Origin of the sequence: Microbacterium yannicii PS01, assembly GCF_000304335.1 — a bacterium.
GTDB classification, from domain to species: domain Bacteria; phylum Actinomycetota; class Actinomycetes; order Actinomycetales; family Microbacteriaceae; genus Microbacterium; species Microbacterium yannicii_A.
In genome coordinates this window covers 22,929-38,173 of the sequence record NZ_CAJF01000033.1, presented here as the reverse complement: position 1 = coordinate 38,173, position 15,245 = coordinate 22,929, and the positions used below count along the sequence as shown (strand labels likewise).

At 70.6% G+C, this 15,245-nt stretch carries 16 protein-coding genes; 10 read left to right on the top strand and 6 right to left on the bottom strand.

Translation table 11 applies throughout. The annotated features are described in order from the left end of the window. The 6 genes from WYM_RS20535 to WYM_RS16025 all read left to right on the top strand — a co-directional run. Positions 1-914: hypothetical protein (locus WYM_RS20535; RefSeq protein ID WP_019181864.1), on the top strand; the 914-nt coding region annotated here is incomplete at its 5' end. After that, entirely contained in the window at positions 889-1,923 is a 1,035-nt protein-coding gene (locus tag WYM_RS16045) for a ribose-phosphate diphosphokinase (RefSeq protein WP_019181863.1), read from the top strand. The genes WYM_RS20535 and WYM_RS16045, both read left to right, overlap by 26 nt. An 89-nt stretch (positions 1,924-2,012) precedes the next feature. Next, positions 2,013-2,495: an FMN-binding protein gene (locus tag WYM_RS16040; protein ID WP_019181862.1), complete on the top strand. Its 483-nt coding sequence runs from the start codon at positions 2,013-2,015 to the stop codon at positions 2,493-2,495. Between the two features lie 31 nt (positions 2,496-2,526). Next, complete coding sequence (locus WYM_RS16035; RefSeq protein ID WP_026059870.1) at positions 2,527-3,417, top strand: FAD:protein FMN transferase; 891 nt, start codon at positions 2,527-2,529, stop codon at positions 3,415-3,417. 55 nt (positions 3,418-3,472) lie between these two features. Then, positions 3,473-4,030, top strand: coding sequence for an MOSC domain-containing protein (locus tag WYM_RS16030; RefSeq protein ID WP_019181860.1), 558 nt, complete (start codon positions 3,473-3,475; stop codon positions 4,028-4,030). A gap of 1 nt (position 4,031) precedes the next feature. After that, positions 4,032-5,597: a hypothetical protein gene (locus WYM_RS16025; protein ID WP_019181859.1), complete on the top strand. Its 1,566-nt coding sequence runs from the start codon at positions 4,032-4,034 to the stop codon at positions 5,595-5,597. Here the strand turns inward: WYM_RS16025 and WYM_RS16020 are convergent. From WYM_RS16020 to WYM_RS16010, 3 genes are all read right to left on the bottom strand, one after another. After that, entirely contained in the window at positions 5,594-7,153 is a 1,560-nt protein-coding gene (locus WYM_RS16020; protein ID WP_019181858.1) for a sensor histidine kinase, read from the bottom strand. The two genes, WYM_RS16025 and WYM_RS16020, sit on opposite strands and share 4 nt — an antisense overlap. Then, positions 7,150-7,878 (bottom strand): response regulator transcription factor, encoded by a 729-nt coding sequence (locus WYM_RS16015; RefSeq protein ID WP_019181857.1) that lies wholly within the window; start codon positions 7,876-7,878, stop codon positions 7,150-7,152. The genes WYM_RS16020 and WYM_RS16015 overlap by 4 nt, the downstream gene beginning before the upstream one ends. A 97-nt stretch (positions 7,879-7,975) precedes the next feature. Then, positions 7,976-8,971: an SDR family oxidoreductase gene (locus WYM_RS16010; RefSeq protein ID WP_019181856.1), complete on the bottom strand. Its 996-nt coding sequence runs from the start codon at positions 8,969-8,971 to the stop codon at positions 7,976-7,978. 117 nt (positions 8,972-9,088) lie between these two features. Between WYM_RS16010 and WYM_RS16005 the strand changes: the two genes are divergently transcribed. After that, complete coding sequence (locus tag WYM_RS16005) at positions 9,089-10,414, top strand: FAD-binding oxidoreductase (RefSeq protein ID WP_019181855.1); 1,326 nt, start codon at positions 9,089-9,091, stop codon at positions 10,412-10,414. A gap of 72 nt (positions 10,415-10,486) precedes the next feature. Here WYM_RS16005 and gndA read toward each other — a convergent pair whose 3' ends face one another. After that, positions 10,487-11,938 (bottom strand): NADP-dependent phosphogluconate dehydrogenase, encoded by a 1,452-nt coding sequence (gene gndA, locus WYM_RS16000; RefSeq protein WP_026059869.1) that lies wholly within the window; start codon positions 11,936-11,938, stop codon positions 10,487-10,489. Between the two features lie 331 nt (positions 11,939-12,269). Here gndA and WYM_RS15995 point away from each other — a divergent pair, with 331 nt between their 5' ends. After that, a complete protein-coding gene (locus WYM_RS15995) occupies positions 12,270-12,749 on the top strand; it encodes a gluconokinase, GntK/IdnK-type (RefSeq protein ID WP_019181853.1) in 480 nt (159 codons plus the stop codon). Between the two features lie 9 nt (positions 12,750-12,758). Here the strand turns inward: WYM_RS15995 and WYM_RS22425 are convergent, their stop codons facing one another. Continuing rightward, positions 12,759-12,881, bottom strand: a complete 123-nt coding sequence (locus WYM_RS22425) for a hypothetical protein (RefSeq protein WP_019181852.1) — start codon at positions 12,879-12,881, stop codon at positions 12,759-12,761. A gap of 260 nt (positions 12,882-13,141) precedes the next feature. On the opposite strand from WYM_RS22425, the gene WYM_RS15985 reads away from it, so the two are divergent. Together WYM_RS15985 and pth are read left to right on the top strand one after the other, a co-directional pair. Then, the gene (locus WYM_RS15985) at positions 13,142-13,786 is read left to right on the top strand and encodes a 50S ribosomal protein L25/general stress protein Ctc (RefSeq protein ID WP_019181851.1); all 645 of its coding nucleotides are present in this window, start codon (positions 13,142-13,144) and stop codon (positions 13,784-13,786) included. 127 nt (positions 13,787-13,913) lie between these two features. Next, entirely contained in the window at positions 13,914-14,498 is a 585-nt protein-coding gene (pth, locus tag WYM_RS15980) for an aminoacyl-tRNA hydrolase (RefSeq protein ID WP_019181850.1), read from the top strand. A gap of 74 nt (positions 14,499-14,572) precedes the next feature. Here the strand turns inward: pth and WYM_RS15975 are convergent, their stop codons facing one another. Then, a complete protein-coding gene (locus WYM_RS15975) occupies positions 14,573-15,205 on the bottom strand; it encodes a hypothetical protein (protein WP_423793919.1) in 633 nt (210 codons plus the stop codon). Between the last annotated feature and the right edge of the window lie 40 nt (positions 15,206-15,245).

Sequence of the window (15,245 nt, the reverse complement as noted above, 5' to 3'; positions counted from 1 at the left end):
CCCCCGCGCTGCGCGCGCACCTGTCGCTCGTGGGCACCGCGAACGCGCAGGGCGAGAAGTACCTCACCGACGTGGTGGCGCTGCTGCGCGACTCGCGGCTGATCGTGGCCGCATCGGCGGCGCCGGATGCCGCAGCCGCCCTGGGCGTGAACGACCGGGTGCAGCTGTCCGAGGCGGCGCGGGTGCTCAACGCGCGCACCGTGCGGCGCTGGCAGCTCGAGGGCGCCACGATCATCGATCCCGCGACGACCTGGATCGACGTGACCGCGACCCTCGCGCCGGACGTCACCGTGCTGCCGAACACCCACATCCTGCGCAGCACGGCGATCGCCGAGGGCGCCACGGTCGGTCCCGACACCAGCCTCGTGGACTGCGAGGTCGGCGCGGGTGCGACCGTCACCCGGACCGACGCGACGCTCGCGGTCATCGGCGCCCGCGCAACCGTGGGGCCGTTCGCGTACCTGCGCCCCGGGACCTATCTCGGCGACAAGGGCAAGGTCGGCACCTTCGTCGAGATCAAGAACTCGACGATCGGCGAGGGCAGCAAGGTCCCGCACCTGTCGTACATCGGCGACACGACCATCGGCACCGGGGTCAATCTCGGGGCCGGCGCCATCACGGCGAACTACGACGATCTGACCAAGCACCGCACCGAGATCGGCGACGAGGTCCACACCGGGTCGCACAACGTCTTCGTGGCGCCCGTTAGGATCGGAGACGGCGCGAAGACCGGAGCAGGGGCCGTCATCCGCAAAGACGTCCCTGCCGGTGCTCTCGCTCTCAGTGTCGCCCCTCAGCGCAATGTCGAGGGGTGGGTCGAGAAGAACAGACCGGGAACCGGGGCCGCGGACGTCGCGGCGAAGGCTCGGTCCGCACAGAAAGCGGACGATGGGGCGCAAGAAGAAGACCGTTGAGCTCGACCGGGAGAACGACATCGCGCCGGGTCTTGTCGCCAAGACCAAGAAGCGGCTGGTCATCGCGCGGGGGAGTTCGCACCCCGGACTGGCCGCCGAGGTCGCCGAGCAGCTGAGCACCGAGCTCGTGCCCACCGAGTACCGCACCTTCGCCTCGGGCGAGATCCTCACGCGGTTCGAGGTGTCGATCCGTGGCTGCGACCTGTTCCTCATCCAGAGCTTCGGCCCGCCCGTCAACGAGTGGATGATGGAGACCCTCATCATGCTCGACGCCGCCAAGCGCGCATCGGCCAAGCGCATCACCGTCGTCGCGCCGTACTTCCCGTATTCGCGCCAGGACAAGAAGGGCCGCGGCCGCGAGCCGATCAGCGCCCGCCTGGTCGCCGACCTGTTCAAGACGGCCGGCGCCGACCGGATCATGAGCGTGGACCTGCACGCCGCGCAGATCCAGGGCTTCTTCGACGGACCCGTCGATCACCTCTTCGCCAAGCCCGTACTGCTGGAGTACTTCGAGAAGACGCTCAGCGCCGACGACCGCGCGCGCCTCACCGTCGTGTCGCCCGACACCGGCCGGGTCCGGGTCGCCGATACGTGGTCCGACAGCCTCGGCGCGCCGCTGGCGATCATCCACAAGCGGCGCGACCCCAACGTCGCCAACCAGGTCACCGTCAACGAGATCGTCGGCGCGGTCGACGGCCGCGTCTGCCTGCTCGTGGATGACATGATCGACACCGGCGGCACCATCGTGAAGGCCGCCGAGGCGCTCAAGGCCAACGGCGCCGTCAAGGTGATCGTGGCCGCGACGCACGCGATCTTCAGCGACCCGGCCGCGCAGCGCCTTCAGAGCGAGGCGATCGACGAGGTCGTCGTCACCGACACCGTCCCCGTTCCGGAGCACAAGCGCTTCTCGACCCTCACGATCCTGCCGATCGCGCCGCTGCTGGCGCGGGCCATCCACGAGGTCTTCGAGGACGGCTCCGTCACGAGCATGTTCGACGGGGCGGCCTGAACCTCAAAGGTGCTTCATAGGCGTGATTGCGAGGATCTCCTCGACGTCGTGATCGCACCTCGTCGACGACCCGAGCCAGGAGGACCGTCATGATCCGCACCGCACTCGCACCCCGCCCCGCTCGCCCCGGGGCCGCCCTGGTCGCCGTCACCGGCATCGCCCTGCTCGCCGGCTGCGCGCCGTCGAGCGGCGACACGGGCGACCCGGGTGAGCAGCCGGCGGGCGACACGGGAGCGACGGACTCGGGCGGGTCGAGCGGCGCGTCCGGCACCGGCGCGTACGCCGACGGCACGTACACGGCCGACGGCACGTACTCCACACCGGAATCCGTCGAGACCATCTCCGTCACCGTGACGCTCGAAGGTGATGTGATCACCGATGTCGAGGTCACCGGCGATCCGCAGAAGCGGGAGTCGGAGCAGTACCAGGGCCAGTTCATCGGCGGCATCGCCGACGTGGTGGTCGGCGAGGACATCGACGACATCCAGGTCAGCAGAGTCGCCGGATCGTCGCTCACCAGCGGCGGCTTCAACGACGCGATCGACGCCATCAAGGCCGAGGCCGCCGCGTAGCGTGGGCCTCGAGCCGGACGACGGAGCGCCGGTGACGGGTGCCCCGGCGGTCTGGCGGTTCGACGCCATCGGCACCACGTGGGAGATCGAGACGGCGACGCCTCTCGCCTCCGGCGCCAGGGACGCCGTCTCCGGGACGATCGATGGGTTCGACCGTGCGTGGTCGCGTTTCCGTGACGACTCGCTCGTGCGCGGCCTCGCTCGCCGGCCGCGGGCCGTGCCCGCCCCGGCCGATGCGCAGCCGATGCTCGACGTCCTCGCCGATGTGTCCGACGCCACCGGTGGGGCGGTCAATCCGCTCGTCGGCGACTCGCTCGAGCACCTCGGCTATGACGCCGCCTACTCGCTTCAGGACCTCGGAGCCCTCCCCGCCCCCGCGGATTGGCGCGAGGTCCTCACGTGGGACGACGGCATCCTCGAACTGCGCCGGCCGGCGACCATCGATGTCGGTGCGCTCGGCAAAGGCCGGCTCGTCGACCTCGTGCTGCGCGTGGTGCTCGACGACGAGAGTGCGGATGCGCGGGGGCACGTCGTGGTCGACGCGGGAGGCGACCTCGCCGTGCGGGGCGCACCGCAGCGCATCGGGCTCGAGCACCCGTTCGACCGTCATCGCGCGGTCGGCGTGTGGGAGGTGACGGATGCCGCGCTCTGCGCCTCGGCGACGAATCGGCGAGCCTGGCCCTCGGCAGCAGGCGGAGGGCTTCACCACGTCCTCGACGCCCGCACCGGTGCTCCGGTGCGGACCATCGCGGCGACGTGGGCGGTCGCCCGCGACGCGATGACGGCCGATGCGGTCGCGACCGCGCTGTTCTTCGACGGCGGTCCGCGCCTGGCGCACGATCGGCGCGTCGAATGGGTGCGGATGACGACGGACGGTCGCGTCGAGTGGTCGCCCGGGTGCCGCGCCGACCTGTTCACGTGACGCTCCTGTGCCCGACCCGCGCCGTCCGCTCCCGCGGACGAGATAGCGTGGAACGGTGAACGACTCGCCTCCTTCCGGACAGGTCGTCGCCGTCGCCCGCGACGACGCGCACCGCTTCAGCAAGCCCACGCGCGAGAGCATCACCCTCATCGCCGGTTTCGGCGTCGAGGGCGATGCGCACGCGGGCGCGACGGTCAAGCACCGCTCACGGGCGGCGCGCGACGCGGCCGCGCCGAACCTGCGGCAGGTGCACCTCATCCACGAGGAGCTGTTCGAGCAGATGCGCCCGCGCGGTCACGGCATCGAGCCGGGCGCGATGGGCGAGAACGTCACCACGAGCGGGGTCGACCTGCTCGCCCTGCCCCGGGGCACGCGCCTGGTGCTCGGCGACGATGCCATCATCGAGATCACCGGCCTGCGCAACCCGTGCTCTCAGATCAACGGGCTGTCCAAAGGCCTGATGAAGGAGCTCGTCTACGTCGACGACGCGGGGGAGACCGTTCGCCTGGCGGGCGTGATGTCGATCGTCGTGGCAGGCGGCATCGTGCGCCCCGGCGACGGCATCCGTGTCATCCTCCCGGCACACGGTCACGAGCCTCTCCAGGCGGTGTGACGTGCTCGGAACCCTTACCGCCGTCTGGAATCGCGTCTTCGCGGTGCTGGGCCGCGTCTCGATGTACCGCCTGGTGTATCTCGCGCTCGCGACGCTCGCCGTCATCGCCCTGCTGCTGTCGTTCTTCGGACTCGTCGGCCCGGGCCCTCTCGAACTGGTGGTGACGCTCGCCGTCCTCGCGGCGGTGTGCGTCGGAGTGGATGCCGCGGCTCAGCGCGTGCTGCACCTGCCGTGGCGGCTGGAGTCCTCGCTCATCACGGCGCACATCCTGCTCTTCATCCTGCGTCCGACGCTCGAGCTCGCCGGGCTCGCCGGCATCGCGATCGCGGCGGCGGTGGCGTCGTTGTCGAAGTACCTCCTGGCCTGGCGCGGCCGGCATGTCTTCAATCCCGCAGCCGTGGGTGCCGCCGTGCTGACCCTGTTGAGCGTGGCGTGGCCGCAGCTCGGCGCGTCGTCATGGTGGGTGGGCACTCCGGCGCTCGCGGCGCCCGTGATCCTCCTCGGCATCGCAGTGCTCGTGCGCACCGAGAAGCTCCGCGTGGTCGCGGGATTCGTGGTGATCGCCGTCGGCGTCGCGGTGGTGCGCACGGCGTCGCAGTATCAGGCGCTCGGGCTCGACGTCGACACGCTCGAGATCCTCTGGCAGATGCTTTGGTCCTCGCCGTTCCTCTTCCTGGGAGCGTTCATGCTCTCGGAGCCCCTCACCCTGCCGCCGCGGCGATGGCAGCAGTTCACGATCGCCGCGATCGTCGGCGTGCTGGCAGGCTGGCCGATCCCGATCGGCGATGTGACGCTCGGTCAGGAGCGGGCCCTGCTGGTGGGCAACCTCGTGGCGTTCGTCTTCGCGGTGCGGACGGCGGTGCGCCTCACGCTCGTCTCGCGGTCCGCGCCCACGCCCAGCGTGCGGGAGCTGACGTTCCGCGTGCACGACCGGCTGGCGTTCGTGCCCGGGCAGTACCTCGAGCTCGAGGTTCCGCATCGGCATCCCGACGCCCGCGGAACGCGTCGCGAGTTCAGCATCGCCTCGGCCCCGGAGGATCTGCCGCAGCTGAAGGTGGCCTTCAAGGACGGCACCAGCGCCAAGCCCCTCAGCTCGTACAAGAAGGCCCTCGCGCAGGTGGATCCCGGCGACGAGCTGGCGATCACGGGCGTGTGGGGCGACTTCCTCCTCCCCAAGCGCGACACCGCGCCCATCCTGATGGTGGCCGCCGGCATCGGCGTGACCCCGTTCGTCTCGCAGCTCCGCCACCTGCGGCTGGCGGACCAGGAGCGCGACATCGTGCTGATCTACGTCGCGTCGGACTCGTCGGAACTGGCCTACCGCGCCGAGATCGAGGCATCCGGCGCCCACGTCGTCGTCTTCACGCGGGACCGGCCGGCGGACCTTCCCGCGAACTGGCACTGGGCACAGGGCGTGCGGCTCGACGCCGACGGCCTGCTGCGGGTCGTGCCCGACATCAGCGCGCGGCACGCGTACATCTCCGGGCCTGCCGCGCTCATCGCCGACCTGGCGCCGGCGCTGGAGCGCGCCCGCTCGATCACCACCGACGCCTTTAGCGGCTATTAGGCAGGATCGGCGGGACGCGCCGGGAGGCGCACCTCGAAGGTCGTGTCGCCGGGAGAGCTGGAGACGGTGATCGTGCCCCGGTGCGCCTCGACGATCGCGCGTGCGATCGACAGGCCGAGTCCGGTGCCGCCGGTCTGGCGCGCGCGGGAGCGATCGGCGCGGGAGAAGCGCTCGAAGAGCTCGTCGGCGACGCGGGGATCGATACCGGGCCCGTCGTCGTGCACTCGCAGCACCGCGGTGCCGTCGTCCCGGGTGACGCTCACCGTCACCGTGGTCCCCTCGGGCGTGTGCGTGCGGGCGTTGGCCAGCAGGTTCGCGACGACCTGGCTCAACCGACCGGCGTCGCCGGCCACGAGCACGGGCTCGTCGCCGACATCGAGGATCCAGGTGTGACCCAGTCCCGTGGGCCGCGCGTCGCCGAGGGCGTCGATCGCGAGGCGGGTCAGATCCACGCTGCCGTACACGAGCTCCTGACCCTCATCCAGGCGCGCCAGCAGCAGCAGGTCCTCCACGAGGGATGACATCCGGAGCGACTGCGCCTGGATGCGCTCGAGCGAGGCTTCGGTGGTCTCGATCATCCCCCCGCCGCTCGGCGGGCCGGCGCGGTGTGAGTTCGCGGCGTCGGCCTGACGGAGGGCGCGCAGCGACAGCTCGGAGAAGCCGCGGATCGAGGCGAGCGGCGTGCGCAGCTCGTGACTGGCGTCTGCGACGAACGAGCGCATCCGCTCCTCGTTGCGCTGGCGCACCGCGAGCGAGTCGTCGACGTGATCGAGAAGGGTGTTGAGCGCCTCGCCGACACGACCGACCTCGGTGCGCGGGTCGGCTTGACCGGCGGGCACCCGCGCAGGGATCGAGACGTCGCCCTGCGCCAGCGGCATCCTCGAGACGCGCTCGGCGGTGTCGGCCACCGCGCGCAGCGGCGCGAGGCCGGCGCGGATCGTCCACGCCGTGACGGCGGCGAGCAGGATCAGGCCGCCGGCGGTGAGGAGGATGATCGTGGTGAGCATCGAGCCGATGGTCGCCGCGACGTCGTCGCGCGAGATGCCGACCACGACGACGGACTGGCCGACCTGCTCGCCATCCACGCGGAAGGAGCCCACCTCGTCGATCTTCACCTCGAGCGGCCCCTCGTCCGGGATGCTCGCGATCAGCTGCTCGAATTGGCCTCGCGTGAGCGCGACGACCGAGCCGTCGTCCGTCGTATACGCGGCGCTCGGCGCCGCGGGCGGTGTCTCGACCGCGAGGAGCGTCCCCGGACCCATCGGGTGCTCCGCCAGGATCTGCTGGGCGGAGGCCCCGGCGAGCAGGTAGGGACGCGCCATCGTCGCCGTCCGCTCCGACTGCGCCCTCACGTCGGTGGTGAGGCCGTCCTCGAGTACGGCGCCCAGGATCGCGCTTGTGGCGACGCCGACCAGCACCAGGATGAGGGACGTGATCGAGACCACGGTGATGATGAGCCGGCGCTGCAGCGTCCACGGCGCACGCCGGGGGAGCGCGGCCGAGGCATCATCCGTCGCGGCGGTCGCTTTCGTGGCGAGGGCCGTGTCGGCCGTCACTGGGGAGCCTTGATCATGTACCCCACGCCGCGCACGGTGTGGATGAGCGGCTCGCGTCCGGCGTCGATCTTCTTGCGCAGGTACGAGATGTACAGCTCGACGACGCTGGAGCGCCCGCCGAAGTCGTAGTTCCACACGCGATCGAGGATCTGGGCCTTCGACACGACCCGTCGCTGATTGCGCATGAGGTAACGGAGCAGCTCGAACTCGGTGGCGGTCAGCTCGATCTCGTCGCCGGATCGCATCACCTCGTGACTGTCCTCGTTGAGCGACAGGTCGCCCACGCGCAGGATCGGCTCGGCGCCGGCGGCATGCGCGGTCCCGGCGCGTCGCATCAGCCCACGCAGCCGTGCGACGACCTCTTCGAGGCTGAACGGCTTGGTGACGTAGTCGTCGCCGCCCGCAGTGAGGCCCGCGACGCGGTCGCTCACGGCGTCCTTCGCGGTGAGGAAGAGCACCGGCACGTCGTCGCCGGAGTGGCGCAGCCGCTGCAGCACGGCCATTCCGTCCAGGTCGGGCATCATGATGTCGAGCACCATCGCGTCGGGCTCGAACTCGCGAGCCGCCTGCAGCGCCTCGAAACCCGAGCCGGCGGTGCGGACGTCCCAGCCCTCCATGCGCAACGCCATCGAGAGCAGGTCGGTGAGCATCTGCTCGTCGTCGACCACCAGCACGCGCAGCGCCGATCCGTCGGGGCGGAGGAGGGCAGGCGCAGGGGTCGTCATGTTCCCATTGTCGCGCTCGACCTATGCGATTCCTATGGAGACTCCTATGCGCGCGCTGTGAGCGACGCCGGAGAGGACCGTTGTGGGAGGGCGTCGCTCAGCTGCCGCCGGCGGAGCGCGCATGGGCCGCCATGCGATCGAAGAGCGCGTCGTCGTCCGCGTCGAGGCGCTGCTCGCCGGGGTGCGCGTCGTAATGGGCGATGATGCGGCGCGCGCCCTCGTCGAAGGTGATCGTGGTCCGGAACTCCGGAACGAGCCCGATCACTTTCGCGTTGTCGAAGACCATGGAGTGGGACTTGTCACCGATCAGTCCCGGTCCCAGATGGGGCGCCAGCGCTGCGATCGTGTCGGACGCGACGTGGACGAAGTCCGGCTCGGCGACGCCTGCGGCGTCGGCGAGCCAGCGGTAGATCTGATTCCACGTCGGCGCGTGCGACCCGGTGATGGTGAATGCGTCGCCGATCGCCTCAGGATTGGCGAGCAGTCCCGTGAACGCGACGGCGAAGTCGTCGCTGTGGGTGATGGTCCACAGGCTCGTACCGTCGCCGTGGATGATCACGGGTCGTCCCTCACGCATCCGTGCGATGTCGGTCCATCCGCCGAGCGTCGGAAGCAGGCGCTCGTCGTAGGTGTGCGAGGGCCGGATGATCGTCACCGGGAAGCCGCGTTCCCGATGGGCTGCGACGAGCAGGTCCTCGCACGCGATCTTGTCGCGCGAGTACTGCCAGAACGGGTTGCGCAGCGGCGTCGACTCGGTCACCGGCAGCCGACGGGGCGGCTTCTCGTACGCCGACGCCGAGCTGATATAGATGAACTGCCCGGTGCGCCCCTCGAACGTGCGGACCCCGGCAGCCACGTGCTCCGGTGTGAACGAGAGGAAGTCGGCGACCACGTCGTAGTCCGCGCTCCCGAGAGCTGCGCTCACCGCCTCCGGATCCCGCACGTCGGCGTGAATGCTCCGCACCTCCGGAGGCAGAGGGCGTCTGCCGCTGCCGCGATTGAGAACCGTGACATCGTGCCCGCGGGCGACGGATCGCCGCACGCACGCCGCGCTGATGGTGCCTGTGCCGCCGATGTAGAGGATGTTCGCCACACCACGAGACTACGTCGCGGGCCCGAAGGAGGCGAAGACCGCCGCTTTCCCGCCAACCTCGCTCGCTGGCGGCGAACGGCCGAGCGCGATGTCGCTGACCGGGCCTATGTTTCCCTCATGACCATCGACGAGCTCACGGCCGCCATCGGCGGAACCGTCATCCGTCCGGGCGACTCCGACTGGGAGTCCGCCCGCCGTTTCCACTCCGGTATCGGAGAGCCTTCTCTCATCATCCGCGCCGCGAGCGTCGACGACGTTCGCGGTGCCGTCCGCTACGCCGCCGCGGAGCGCCTCGACATCATGGTGCGCAGCGGTGGGCACAGTGCATGGGGCACGGTGCCCGGCGGGCTCACGATCGACATCTCCGCACTCGACGACGTGTCGGTCAGCGGAACCCGCGTCAGCATCGGCGGCGGCGCGCACTGGGGCGCCGTCGCCCACACGCTCTCCGAGCACGGACTCGGCATCAGCTCGGGCGACACCGCATCGGTGGGCGTCGGCGGGCTGACCCTGGGCGGCGGCATCGGCTGGATGGTGCGCGCCTGGGGTCTGGCCGCCGACCAGCTCGTCGGCGCGCAGCTCGTGACTGCGGCGGGCGACGTGATCGAGGTGACCGCAGAGGCGCAGCCCGACCTCTTCTGGGCGCTCCGGGGCGGCGGCGGGAACTTCGGCGTCGTCACTCGCTTCGACTTCGAGGCTCACCCGCTCGAGCGGATCGTCGCGCTCACCGTGGGAATCGACGGCGACGCGCGCCCCGTGCTGCGCGCTCTGCGCGACGTGATGGCGTCGGCACCTCTCGAGCTGACTGTCACCTACATGGACGTGCCCGCTATGGATCCGAATGCGCCTGCCGGCGCGACGATCACCGCGGTCTGGATCGGTGATGACGAAGACGCGGTGCGCCGGGTCCTCGCGCCGCTGTTCGACGTGCCGGGCGTCAGTGAACGGGAGTCCGGGGTGCAGTCCTACCCTGACGTGCTCCTCGACGCTCCGGCGTTCGACCCCGAGCAGCCTATGCCCGGATTCATCGGCGGAAACACGCTGTTGCGCGAGCTCGACGACGACGCGATCGGGCGTCTCGTGGGCTTCCGCGAGCAGAACCCCGCTTCCGTGGTGCTGCTGCGCTCACTGGGCGGCGCGTACGGCGATGTCGCTCAGGACGACACGCCGTTCCCCGCACGGGACGCGACCTGGTTCGCGATGGCGGGAGCGTTCGACATCCCCGGCATGCTCGACGACGACGGCCGCGCCGCCGCTCTGGCGAGGTGGGACGGCATCGAGGCACTCGGTGCCGGCGTCTACGGTAATTTCACGGTCTCGACGGACGCTTCGTGGGCGCAGCGCATGTATCCGCCGGCGACGATGTCGCGACTGGCCGCGGTCAAGCGCGAGTGGGACCCCGACAACCTGTTCCGGCGCAACCACAACATCGCGCCCGCCTGACGCGCGATGATGGCAGAAGGCCGGCCCCTGCGGGGCCGGCCTTCTTGTTGCTCGGTCGGGACCGAGCGGCGCTCAGTGGGTGTCTTCGGCTTCGATCTCGGTGCGGTCGCCCGACCACAGGGTGTGGAAGGTGCCGTCCTTGTCGATGCGGCGGTAGGTGTGCGCGCCGAAGAAGTCGCGCTGTCCCTGGATGAGTGCGGCGGGCAGTCGCTCCGCGCGCAGACCGTCGTAGTACGCGAGCGACGACGAGAACGCGGGGCTGGGGATGCCGGCCGTCGCCGCGGTCGACACGATACGGCGCCAGGCGTCCTGGGCGCGGCCGAGCGCGTCGACGAAGTACGGTGCCGCGAGCAGCACGGGCAGGTCCGGGGTTGCGGCGTACGCCTCGGTGATGCGGTTGAGGAACTGCGCGCGGATGATGCAGCCCCCTCGCCAGATCTTCGCGACCTGGCCGAGGTCGATGCTCCAGCCGTACTCGGCGGCTCCGGCGCGGATCTCGTCGAAGCCCTGCGAGTACGCCACGATCTTCGACGCGTACAGTGCCAGGCGGACGTCCTCGATGAACGCGTCGACGTCCTCGACCTCGAGAGCCTCGGACGGGCCGGGGAGGTCGCGGGAGACCTCGCGCTGCTCGGGGTGGCTCGACAGCGACCGGGCGAACGTGGCCTCGGCGATGCCCGAGACCGCCACGCCCAGCGACAGTGCGGTCTGCACGGTCCACGCGCCGGTGCCCTTCGCGCCGGCCTGGTCGACGATCACGTCCACCAGCGGCTTCCCGGTCTCGGCGTCGATCTGCCGCAGCACCTCGGCGGTGATCTCGATGAGGTAGGACTCCAGCTCGCCGCGGTTCCACTCGGCGAAGACCTCGGCGATCTCGGCGGGGGTCTTGCCGGTGCCGCGGCGGATCAGGTCGTACGCCTCGGCGATGAGCTGCATGTCGGCGTACTCGATGCCGTTGTGCACCATCTTCACGAAGTGACCGGCACCGTCGTGGCCCACGTGCGTCACACACGGCTCGCCCTCGGCGACGGCCGCGATCGAGCGCAGGATCGGGCCCAGCGTGATCCACGACTCGTCCGAGCCGCCGGGCATCAGCGACGGGCCCAGCAGCGCGCCCTCCTCGCCGCCCGAGACGCCCATGCCGACGAAGTTGATGCCGGTCTCGCGGACGGCCTTCTCGCGGCGGATGGTGTCGGTGAACAGCGCGTTGCCGCCGTCGACGATGATGTCGCCGGGCTCGAACGCCTCCACCAGCGCGTCGATGACGGCGTCGGTGGGCCTGCCGGCCTTCACCATGATCACCGCGGTGCGGGGAACGGTCAGCGACGCGGCGAACTCCTCATACGAGAACGCCGAGACGAAGTTCGCCTCAGGATGGGCCGACACCAGCTCGTCGGTCTTGGACCGGCTGCGGTTGAAGACGGCGACGGTGTTGCCCTCGCGCGATGCCAGATTGCGGGCGAGGTTGGAGCCCATCACCGCCAGTCCGACGACACCGATGTTCGCCGTTGCGGCGGCGGCCACCGCATCCGGGCCCTCGGGCTCGGGGGTGGGTCGCGGAACATCCTCGGGGGCAGGAGCGGCCTCGTGCGCGGTCGTCGCCTCATCGGGCGCCTGGTCCTGATCGGTCGAGATGTTCGTCTGGGCCTGCTCGCCGTGGCGCGCGGAGTCGTTCGAGGACACGCATTCTCCTGGGGTCGGGGACACTTCCAGCCTAGAGTCTGGCCCAGCCGTGTTACACCGCGTGGCGGAGCGCTCACAGCTTTCCTGCCGGTGTTGTGAGAGCGCCGTCCGCTAACGTGGCGACGTGACTGAGCGACTCGAAACCGCACCGGCGTCGACACGGATCGTCGTGATGGGGCCGAGCGGATCGGGCAAGTCCGTGGTCGGCGCGGTGCTGGCCGAGCGGCTCGGTCTGAGATTCATCGACGCCGACGACCTGCATCCGGATGAGAACGTGGCGAAGATGGCGGCGGGCACGCCGCTCGAAGACGCGGACCGGATGCCGTGGCTCGACATCGTCGCGAAGGCCCTCGCCTCCGAACCTGACGGCGTCGTGGTGGCGTGCTCGGCTCTTGCCCGTCGGTACCGCGACCGTATTCTCGCCGGAGCGCCGGACGCGGTGTTCGCAGAGCTGCGGGTCTCGCCGGAGGAGCTCGCAAGGCGCATGAGCACACGCCAGCACTTCATGCCGCCCGCTCTGCTGGCCTCGCAGCTGCAGGCGCTGGAACACCTCGACGACGATGAACCGGGCGTCGTGGTCGACAACGACCGTGCGCCCCACGATGTCGCCGGCGACATCAGCGCCGCGCTCGCGGCGCGATGCGCGGACTAGACGACGGGCTCAGTCCTTGTGGTACGCCTGGCGGCCGAGGCCCCAGAACGACAGCACCACGCCGAGTCCGCCGAGCGCGGCCATACCGCCGATGAGCCACAGCAGGACGTGACTCGCGAAACCGTATTCCATGGGATCCTCCGTCGCTGCGGGTGGTGAAGGGGTGCGTTCCTCATCGTAGCGGGGGCGCTGGTAGACTCGTGTCGAACTTCGGCGAGGGATGCCTCGCGCCTGTCGATCCCGGCGGGCTGCGGCATCCGTGATCGACGCGGTGATGTGGGCCCCCGGCTTTCCTCACGCGTGCGCGTTCGAGTCGAAAACAGACCCCATAATCCCGCGCCTGCCACCGCAGGCCGATTCACACCGGGCGTTCGTGCCCGCAAGGAGAACTCATGTCGACCGAACCCGACACCAAGGTCCACGCCGAGCTTCGCGAGAACTTCGGCAAGGGCTTCGCCCGCCGCCTCCGCGCCGCCGGCAAGATCCCCGCCGTCATCTACGGCCACGGCACCGACCCGGTGCACGTCGCGCTGCCCGGCCACCAGGTCGCGCTGCTCATCCGCCGCGCGAACGCGGTGCTCGAGCTGGACGTCGCCGGCAGCCACCAGCTCACGCTGGTCAAGGACGTGCAGAAGGACCCCGTGCACCAGGTCATCGAGCACATCGACCTGCTGGTCGTGAAGAAGGGCGAGAAGGTCCAGGTCGAGATCCCGGTCAACGTCGTGGGCGAGCCGGCCCCGGGCACGATCGCGAACCTCGACGCCCAGACCATCACGCTCGAGGTCGAGGCCACGCACATCCCCCAGAACGTCGAGGTCGACGTCGAGGGCCTCGAGGACGGCACGCACATCACCGCCGCCGACCTCACGCTCCCCAAGGGCGCCTCGCTGGCCGCCGAGCCCGAGACGCTCATCGTCGCGATCTCGGTGCCGGCCGCGACCCTCGCCGCCGAGGACGAGATCGCCGAGGCTGACGCCGAGGTCGCAGCCGAGCAGTCCGAGGCCGCCGAAGAGTCCAAGGACGAGTCGGCCGAGTGATTCCGGCGGGTCTCGCCAGGCGAGCCCGCCGATCGGACGAGGGGGTGCGGATTCCGCACCCCGTCGTCCTGTTCACCGTTGCTTCTCGACGCTCGAAGCGCGCAGCTCCTCGGGCAGGATGGATGACATGGCACAGCCCTGGCTGATCGTCGGTCTCGGCAATCCGGGTCCGCGCTACGAGCTCACGCGACACAACGTCGGGCAGCTCGTCGTCGACGAGCTCGCCGCCCGCCGCGGGGAGGGTTTCCGCGCGCACAAGGCGCAGGCCCGGGTCGCCGAGACCTGGCTGCGCCCGGGAGGCGCGAAGCTCATCCTCGCGAAGCCCAACACCTTCATGAACGTCTCGGGCGGGCCGGTCGCCGGACTCGCGAAGTTCTACGGCGTGGAGCCGGGCAACGTCGTCGTCATCCACGACGAGCTCGACATCCCCTTCGACACCATCAAGCTCAAGTCCGGCGGCGGGCACGGGGGCCACAACGGCGTGCGGGACGTGGCGAAGGCGCTGGATTCCACGGACTTCGCTCGTGTCCGCGTCGGCATCGGTCGCCCGATGGGTCGCCAGGATCCCGCGGACTGGGTGCTGGATCCGTTCGGCTCCGCCGAGCGCAAGAACCTGCCCATCTTGATCGGCGACGCCGCCGATGCCGTCGAGCAGCTCGTCGAAGACGGACTGCTCGCGGCTCAGCAGACGCACCACGCCCCGCGGCCCTGATCCCGCCCGGCTCGTTCACGACGGCGGCGCTGACCGCGGCGAAGCAGGTCCTCCTGGCCGCGAGTGCTGGGGGGTCAGCCGCTGATGCCGGTGCCGGCGGCAAGGCCCGCGGTGAGGAATCCCTGCACGAGGGCGGCGAAGACGAACGGCCCGACGGCGGCGATCACCACGGCCGCAATGCCGGCACCGCGCCCACGGCGGGTGACGATCGCGACGATGCCCTGGATGAGGGCCCAGATGCCGAGCGCGGTTCCCACCCAGAAGGCGATCTCGCCCATCAGCACCCACTCGCGGACAGGGGTGAGGACCGACCAGTCGAAGCCGGCGTCGAATGGACGCATCGTGAGCTCGCGGCCCGCGCCGAGCCCGATGTTGAACGAGGCGATCGCGGCGACCAGCCCGGCGCCGCCCGTCGCGATCAGCGACAGCAGGAGTGCGATCCGGCCGAGGGCCGGACTGCGCGTCGGCGTCGCGGTGTTCGCGGCGCCGTACCCGTACGGGGCCGACGCGGAGTATCCCGCCGGAACCGGGTACCCGGGCGGCGGCGCGTAGCCGGCCGGGGGAGCGTATGCGCCGGCGGTTCCTCCCGATGTCTGCGGGGCCCCGAACGGCGGCACCGCGGGCGGAGCCCACGCACCCTGCGGTGCCGTCGGGACAGGAGGCACGGCGTTCGGCTGCGGCTCTGCGGGGTCGCTCACGGGACTCATCCTAAGAGCCGCCCTGCCCTCGGCGATCCCGATGTCGGCG

Bases quoted from the DNA above. Each gene is read 5' to 3' on its own strand.
- WYM_RS16040 (WP_019181862.1), top strand. From the start codon at position 2,013: ATGATCCGCACCGCACTCGCACCCCGCCCCGCTCGCCCCGGGGCCGCC.
- WYM_RS15975 (WP_423793919.1), bottom strand. From the start codon at position 15,205: ATGAGTCCCGTGAGCGACCCCGCAGAGCCGCAGCCGAACGCCGTGCCT.
- WYM_RS16005 (WP_019181855.1), top strand. From the start codon at position 9,089: ATGACCATCGACGAGCTCACGGCCGCCATCGGCGGAACCGTCATCCGT.
- pth (WP_019181850.1), top strand. From the start codon at position 13,914: ATGGCACAGCCCTGGCTGATCGTCGGTCTCGGCAATCCGGGTCCGCGC.
- WYM_RS22425 (WP_019181852.1), bottom strand. From the start codon at position 12,881: ATGGAATACGGTTTCGCGAGTCACGTCCTGCTGTGGCTCATCGGCGGT.
- WYM_RS15985 (WP_019181851.1), top strand. From the start codon at position 13,142: ATGTCGACCGAACCCGACACCAAGGTCCACGCCGAGCTTCGCGAGAAC.
- WYM_RS15995 (WP_019181853.1), top strand. From the start codon at position 12,270: ATGGGGCCGAGCGGATCGGGCAAGTCCGTGGTCGGCGCGGTGCTGGCC.
- WYM_RS16015 (WP_019181857.1), bottom strand. From the start codon at position 7,878: ATGACGACCCCTGCGCCTGCCCTCCTCCGCCCCGACGGATCGGCGCTG.
- WYM_RS16045 (WP_019181863.1), top strand. From the start codon at position 889: ATGGGGCGCAAGAAGAAGACCGTTGAGCTCGACCGGGAGAACGACATC.